The sequence below is a fragment of the Flavobacterium sp. genome (assembly GCF_044341185.1).
Taxonomy (GTDB): Bacteria; Bacteroidota; Bacteroidia; order Flavobacteriales; family Flavobacteriaceae; genus Flavobacterium.
The window spans coordinates 44,035-50,350 of sequence record NZ_JBIISE010000011.1 but is presented as its reverse complement, the minus strand read 5'-3'; the positions used below and the strand labels follow the sequence as shown (position 1 = coordinate 50,350).

The 6,316-nt window shown below is 30.3% G+C and carries 6 protein-coding genes; 2 read left to right on the top strand and 4 right to left on the bottom strand.

Features of this window, described 5'->3' with window-relative positions:
* Positions 1-397 precede the first annotated feature (397 nt).
* Positions 398-1,213 (top strand): purine-nucleoside phosphorylase, encoded by an 816-nt coding sequence (locus tag ACIQZ1_RS03945; RefSeq protein ID WP_396159269.1) that lies wholly within the window; start codon positions 398-400, stop codon positions 1,211-1,213.
* Positions 1,214-1,324: 111 nt separating this feature from the next.
* The gene (hemN, locus tag ACIQZ1_RS03940; RefSeq protein WP_396159267.1) at positions 1,325-2,686 is read left to right on the top strand and encodes an oxygen-independent coproporphyrinogen III oxidase; all 1,362 of its coding nucleotides are present in this window, start codon (positions 1,325-1,327) and stop codon (positions 2,684-2,686) included.
* Between the two features lie 7 nt (positions 2,687-2,693).
* Here hemN and ACIQZ1_RS03935 read toward each other — a convergent pair whose 3' ends face one another.
* The 4 genes from ACIQZ1_RS03935 to ACIQZ1_RS03920 all read right to left on the bottom strand — a co-directional run bounded on the left by ACIQZ1_RS03935 (position 2,694) and on the right by ACIQZ1_RS03920 (position 6,309).
* Positions 2,694-3,395: a sulfite exporter TauE/SafE family protein gene (locus ACIQZ1_RS03935; protein WP_396159265.1), complete on the bottom strand. Its 702-nt coding sequence runs from the start codon at positions 3,393-3,395 to the stop codon at positions 2,694-2,696.
* Between the two features lie 30 nt (positions 3,396-3,425).
* The gene (locus ACIQZ1_RS03930) at positions 3,426-3,872 is read right to left on the bottom strand and encodes a FixH family protein (RefSeq protein ID WP_396147253.1); all 447 of its coding nucleotides are present in this window, start codon (positions 3,870-3,872) and stop codon (positions 3,426-3,428) included.
* Between the two features lie 13 nt (positions 3,873-3,885).
* Entirely contained in the window at positions 3,886-5,307 is a 1,422-nt protein-coding gene (gene ccoG / locus ACIQZ1_RS03925) for a cytochrome c oxidase accessory protein CcoG (protein ID WP_396159263.1), read from the bottom strand.
* A gap of 72 nt (positions 5,308-5,379) precedes the next feature.
* A complete protein-coding gene (locus ACIQZ1_RS03920) occupies positions 5,380-6,309 on the bottom strand; it encodes a cbb3-type cytochrome c oxidase N-terminal domain-containing protein (protein ID WP_396159261.1) in 930 nt (309 codons plus the stop codon).
* Between the last annotated feature and the right edge of the window lie 7 nt (positions 6,310-6,316).

Sequence of the window (6,316 nt, the reverse complement as noted above, 5' to 3'; positions counted from 1 at the left end):
AAAATATATACAACAGTTAGGTACCGCTTTCATTCAACACCTTACATTGAAATTAAAAACACTGATTCACAAATATTGTTTGGATTTAGTTATGATTTGGGTTTTAATTAACACCAAAAAATGACTCTAATACAAAAAAATATAAACAAAAAAAAGACTTCAAGTATCCTTGAAGTCTTTTAACAAAACTATGCTGAAAAATCTAGCACAAATGTTTTTGTTTTTATTATAAAATTGGGGAGATTTTATAATATGCAATTTGGGGGCAAAAACATTTGTCAAACTTAAATAAAATAAATGAAACTTATTTGTAGAATGATTCCGACAAAATAGTGTAGATTTTATAACAAAAAACACCATTAATTTCGTACTTTTGAGTAACTAAATACTTCAAAATATGTTAAATCAAATTTACGAAACTTGTGAATTCATAAAAGCAAAGACAAATTTCACTCCAGAGTATGGAATAGTTCTAGGTTCAGGCTTAGGAGATTTTGCAGATGATATTTCTATTGAATTTACCATTCCATATTCTGAGATACCTAACTTTCCTACCTCAACTGTTGCTGGGCATAAAGGTGCTTTACTTTTTGGAACTATTGGAACAAAAAAAGTTATCGCAATGCAAGGCCGTTTTCATTATTATGAAGGACATAGTATGAAGGAAGTAACTTTTCCCGTTAGGGTGATGAAATATTTGGGTGTTTCTAAATTAATTGTTTCTAATGCTTCTGGTGGAGTAAATTCAAAATATAAAGTAGGCTCAATTGTATTAATTACAAATCATATTAACATGATGCCGGAACATCCCTTACGAGGAATAAACGATGAACGATTAGGACCAAGATTTGTAAATATGAGTGAACCATATAGTCATCAAATGATTGCAAAAGTTAAGGAAATTGCTAATGCAAAAAACATACAAATAGAGGAAGGTGTATACGTTGCACTACAAGGCCCAACATATGAAACGCTTTCCGAATATAAAATGATAAAAAATATTGGTGGCGATTGTGTAGGTATGAGTACCGTTCCTGAAGTGATCGTTGCACGACATATGGATATGGAAACGTTTGGGATTTCTGTTATTACCGATATGGGAAATGAAGAAAATATGGAACGTGTATCACATGAAGAAGTTTTGAAAGCTGCCAAAAAAGCCGAACCACAAATTAGAACATTAATTAAAGAGTTAATTTGTTCTTATACATAATTAGATTACTAAAACTATTTTTATTTCAAATCAACATTATTTTTTTTGCATGACATTTATCATAAAAATATAGCGTGAATACCTATAATTTTGTTGTAAATTCATTTAGTTATGCCATCATTGATAAAGAAATATAATGTGCCTGGTCCAAGATATACAAGTTATCCAACAGTTCCTTTTTGGGAAGAAGATGCGTTTTCAGAAAAACAATGGACAGAAAATCTTATTGATACTTTTAAAATTTCGAACCAAACAGATGGCATAAGTTTATATATTCATTTGCCTTTTTGTGAAAGTCTATGCACCTTTTGTGGATGTAACAAACGAATTACGAAACGACATGAAGTAGAATTACCATATATACAAGCTGTAATAAAAGAATGGCGTTTGTACTGCAATTTATTTTCAAGAAAGCCAAATATAAAAGAGATTCACTTAGGTGGTGGCACTCCAACATTCTTCACAACAGAAAATTTAACTTTATTACTTGAAGGTATTTTTGAAACAGCAAACAAAGCTGAAAACTACATTTTTAGTTTTGAAGGACATCCAAATAATACAACAAAAGAACATTTGCAAACACTATATAATTTAGGTTTCAGAAGAGTAAGTTTTGGTGTACAAGATTATAGTGAAAAAGTACAAATTGCTATTCATAGGATGCAATCTTTTCATAATGTATCAAAAGTAACTTTATTAGCAAAAGAGATTGGTTATACCTCAATTGGACACGATTTAATTTACGGATTGCCTTTTCAAACGTTAGAAAATATTGAAGATACTATTTTAAAAACAAAATCACTTTTACCAGATAGAATTTCGTTTTACAGTTATGCGCACGTACCTTGGTTAAAAGGAAATGGTCAGCGAGGTTTTAATGATGAAGACATTCCTCAAAGTGACACAAAAAGACAATTATATGAATTAGGTAAGAAAATGTTACTTGAAATGGGTTATATTGAAATCGGTATGGATCATTTTGCTCTGCCTACTGATGAAATGTATTTGGCGTTTAAAAACAAAACATTACATCGGAATTTTATGGGATATACCGCTTCGAAAACAGAATTAATGATTGGTTTAGGTGTGTCTTCTATTAGTGATAGTTGGAATAGTTTCGCACAAAATGAAAAATCGTTAGAAAGCTATTATCAAAAAATTAATGCCAATAATTTACCTGTATTTAGAGGACATCATTTAACTACCGAAGATGTGATAATTAGGAAACATATTTTAAATTTAATGTGTCATTTTGAAACTTCTTGGAATAACAATGACACCTTTTTTCCAGAAATATATGATGTTTTAGATTCTTTATACGAAATGCAATTAGATGGCTTACTTTACATTGAAACTAATAAATTAACTGTAACCGATTTAGGAAAAGCGTATGTAAGAAATATTTGCATGGCTTTCGATTTAAGACTAAAAAGGGTAGCGCCTCAAACAGAATTATTTTCAATGACGGTTTAATATAAATTTAATGGCAATTCACCTCTGATTGTATATGTAAATTCATAGTACTTGGAGAAAAATAAGGAATATTTAATCCAAAACCTCTTACAATAAATAATATTCCCATGAAAATCATAAGAACAGGAATTGCTTTTTGAAATTTAGCGTAAAAAGTAAACGAAGTACTTTTTAAAAAATTTACAACAACAGCCATTAAAGGAATGGTACCTAATCCAAATAAAATCATATACAAACTTCCTAAGAAAACATGATTCATAGCCATTGCGCCAAATAATGCTACATATACCATTCCACAAGGTAAATACCCATTAAAAAGTCCAATCAAAAATAACGATTTAAACGTTTTGTTTTTAAATTGTGAGCCCAATTTAGATTTTACTTTACTGATAATACTATAAATAGGCTTAGAAAAATTATATGTTGCAAATTTTTTCTCTGGAACAACGGCAACAATAATCATAAAAATCCCAACAACTATAGAAAGCTGTTGTTGAAATCCTGCGAAGAAAAACCCAGAACCCAAAATCCCAAAAAGTAAACCTAAAGAGGCATAAGCTACTACCCTGCCCAACTGATATGTAGCAATTTGTATCCATTTTTTTAACGAATTATCCTTATCCACTGGAAGCATCATGGCAATTGGTCCACACATACCTACGCAATGTAAACTACTTATAAAACCAAATATTAGTGCAGAATAAAGCATTTTTTTATATTATAATTCCAAAATTGGAAATTAAAAATAAACTGTTTCTTTGTTTAAATACGACAATTCATCTACTTGCCAATTTATAGATATTTCCCAAAGACCGCCAATCAATTTATGATTAGGTATGAGCATTATTGGACTTGATAAAGAAATTTTCATCTCAAAATCCAACTTTTGATTAGACGGTCTGTATAGGGAAATAGTTCCTTTTATTTTTTTGTAATCTATATCTGTAGGAAAATAAATTTGTATCCCTTCAGATGTTTTTGCTACTTTTAATTTAGTTTTTAAAGCATTTGAAAGATTTTGGCTTTCAATATCGCTTTGTACTTTACTTTCTTGTTTATAGTAATCATCAGCAACTAATTCATTATCGTATTTTGAATTTGATTGTACCAAAAACACAAAAAACAATATAAAAGTCATAAAACTTCCAAAACCAATAATTACGCCTGTTCCCCAATTAAATTTCATATTTGTTGTTGTTTTAATTAAATGTTCTTGGACCTAAAAAATTTGTTGTAATTGTTTCAATTAATTTATTTCCTTGATGTACTTCTATATTAATCTTTGTATTATCTGATTCTAATATTACCAATGGAATTTCAACAAATAATGTTCCTGTTGCAGCATCGGCTTTTTCGACATGTAAAATAGAATTTCCTACTAACTTAAGGGTGCCTTGTTTTGGTTGAATTAACTTAAAAGTTATATTTTTCAAATTTTCATTTGTTTTATTAATAATTCTATAGGTGTATACATTACTGATGTTTTTCCCTTTTTCTTCGTACAACTGACCGGATAATCTTAATATTTTAGTATCTACTTCTGTTCGCAATAAAATCATTGAAATCATAACTGTAGTTAAAATTACTAAAACGGCAATATACCCTTTCATTCTGGTGGTTAATTTAAACGTTTCCTTTTTAGAAATTTCTACTTCACTTGCGTAACGTATTAATCCTTTTGGTAAGTTTACTTTCTCCATCATCAAATCGCACTCATCCATACAAGCCGTACAGTTGGTACATTCTAATTGTGTTCCGTGACGAATATCAATTCCAGTAGGGCAAACATTTACACATTGATGACAATCAATACAATCGCCAATTTTTTGCTCTACTCTATCTTCATTTTTTTTGAATTTAGCTCTTCCGTTTTCGTTTTCTCCACGAACATAGTCGTAAGCTACAACAAGGGATTTATTATCTAACAAAACACCCTGTAACCTTCCATAAGGACAAGCAATAATACAAACTTGTTCTCTAAACCAAGTAAAAACAAAATAAAAGATACCAGTAAAAATACATAGTACAATTAGGGTTTTTATATTACTTAACGGCCCTTCAACAATCATGGCTTCAAGCGTATCACTTCCAACTAAATAAGCTAAAAATACATTGGCAATACCAAAAGAAATAATCAAAAAAACGAACCATTTAAGAACGCGTTTTATAATTTTTTCGGCATTCCATTCTTGGCTTTCTAATTTTATTTGAGCACCTCTATCCCCATCAATCCAATATTCAATTCGTCTGAAAACCATTTCCATAAAAATAGTTTGCGGACAAAACCAACCACAAAATATACGACCAAAAGCTACAGTAAATAATGTTAACCCAACCACTCCGGTAATCATTAAAATCACCACCAAATAAAAATCTTGTGGCCAAAATGGCATTCCAAAAATATTGAATCTACGATCCAATACATTAAACAATAAGAACTGATTGCCATTTATTTTAATAAAAGGGCTAGAAAGTAAAAATGCCAATAATGCATAACTTACTAATTTTCTTCTATCGTAATATTTTCCTTGAGGTTTTTTTGGAAAAATAAATTTTCTTTTTCCTTTTTCGTTTATAGTTCCAATGGAATCACGGAAACTATCGTCTTCAATATTTGACATCTTTTGTTATAATTTGCATTACTGCTGTAACAAATATGGGTATACAATAAAGCATACCCAAATTGTTAGTATTTATTTTTTTGCAATCGTATCTGCCACCTCAACTTTTGCAGTTGCTGCAGCACCTTCTTCATTCCATACTTCCCCTTCAGGTGCTTTTCCTACAGCAGGTTTTGTGCCTTGAAGAGACAATACATAACTAGCCACTTTTTGTATTTCAGTTGGTTTTAAACTTTCTTTCCAAGCTACCATTCCTTTTCCTGGTCGACCACCTTCGGTAATAGTTTTAAATAAATTTTTAATTCCACCACCTAAAATCCAACTTGTATCTGTTAAGTTAGGACCAATTGCTCCACCTCCATCAGCTTTATGACAAAGCACACAATTGGTTGTGAAAATGGCTTTTCCTTCTGCAAGAGCAGCTGGTTCTGTAAGTAATGTTACTTTATCTACATTCATTAAGTCTGGAGCGGTTTTATTATATTCTTCTACTTGTTTCTCCGCTAAAGTGTTATCCATTACATATTCTTGGTCTTGTGTATAATCTCCAACTATATGAAAACGAACTAAATATACCAACGCAAACACAATTGTAGCATAAAATAAACCCGTAAACCATGGCGGTAAACCATTATCTAGTTCTTTAATTCCATCATAATCGTGATCTAATTGAATGTCTTTCTCGTCTTCAATTGGTTTTAAAGCCGAAATTTTAAACATCCATTTTTTATACAACTCGGATTGTGTAAATGGTTTAGCTTTATCAATATCATATTGCGCTTTTGCTTCATCTGTAAGCAATTGGTAAGAAACATTGTCTACTGCATTTAATATTACTTCAATGACAATAAAAATGAATATCAATAACAAATGCATTAATGGCACTATTGGATATTTTACAAAAGCTGGACGGTCTCCAGAATCAATAAAATATTCTGATAAGGCAAAAACAATTAGGTAAAAAAACGGAAACCTAATGTAAACTGGAATATATTTTCTCATAATCTTG

What these genes read in the sequence shown, in the direction of transcription:
- ACIQZ1_RS03945 (WP_396159269.1), top strand. Translation starts at nt 398, where the DNA reads ATGTTAAATCAAATTTACGAAACTTGTGAATTCATAAAAGCAAAGACA.
- ccoG (WP_396159263.1), bottom strand. Translation starts at nt 5,307, where the DNA reads ATGTCAAATATTGAAGACGATAGTTTCCGTGATTCCATTGGAACTATA.
- ACIQZ1_RS03935 (WP_396159265.1), bottom strand. Translation starts at nt 3,395, where the DNA reads ATGCTTTATTCTGCACTAATATTTGGTTTTATAAGTAGTTTACATTGC.
- ACIQZ1_RS03930 (WP_396147253.1), bottom strand. Translation starts at nt 3,872, where the DNA reads ATGAAATTTAATTGGGGAACAGGCGTAATTATTGGTTTTGGAAGTTTT.
- hemN (WP_396159267.1), top strand. Translation starts at nt 1,325, where the DNA reads ATGCCATCATTGATAAAGAAATATAATGTGCCTGGTCCAAGATATACA.
- ACIQZ1_RS03920 (WP_396159261.1), bottom strand. Translation starts at nt 6,309, where the DNA reads ATGAGAAAATATATTCCAGTTTACATTAGGTTTCCGTTTTTTTACCTA.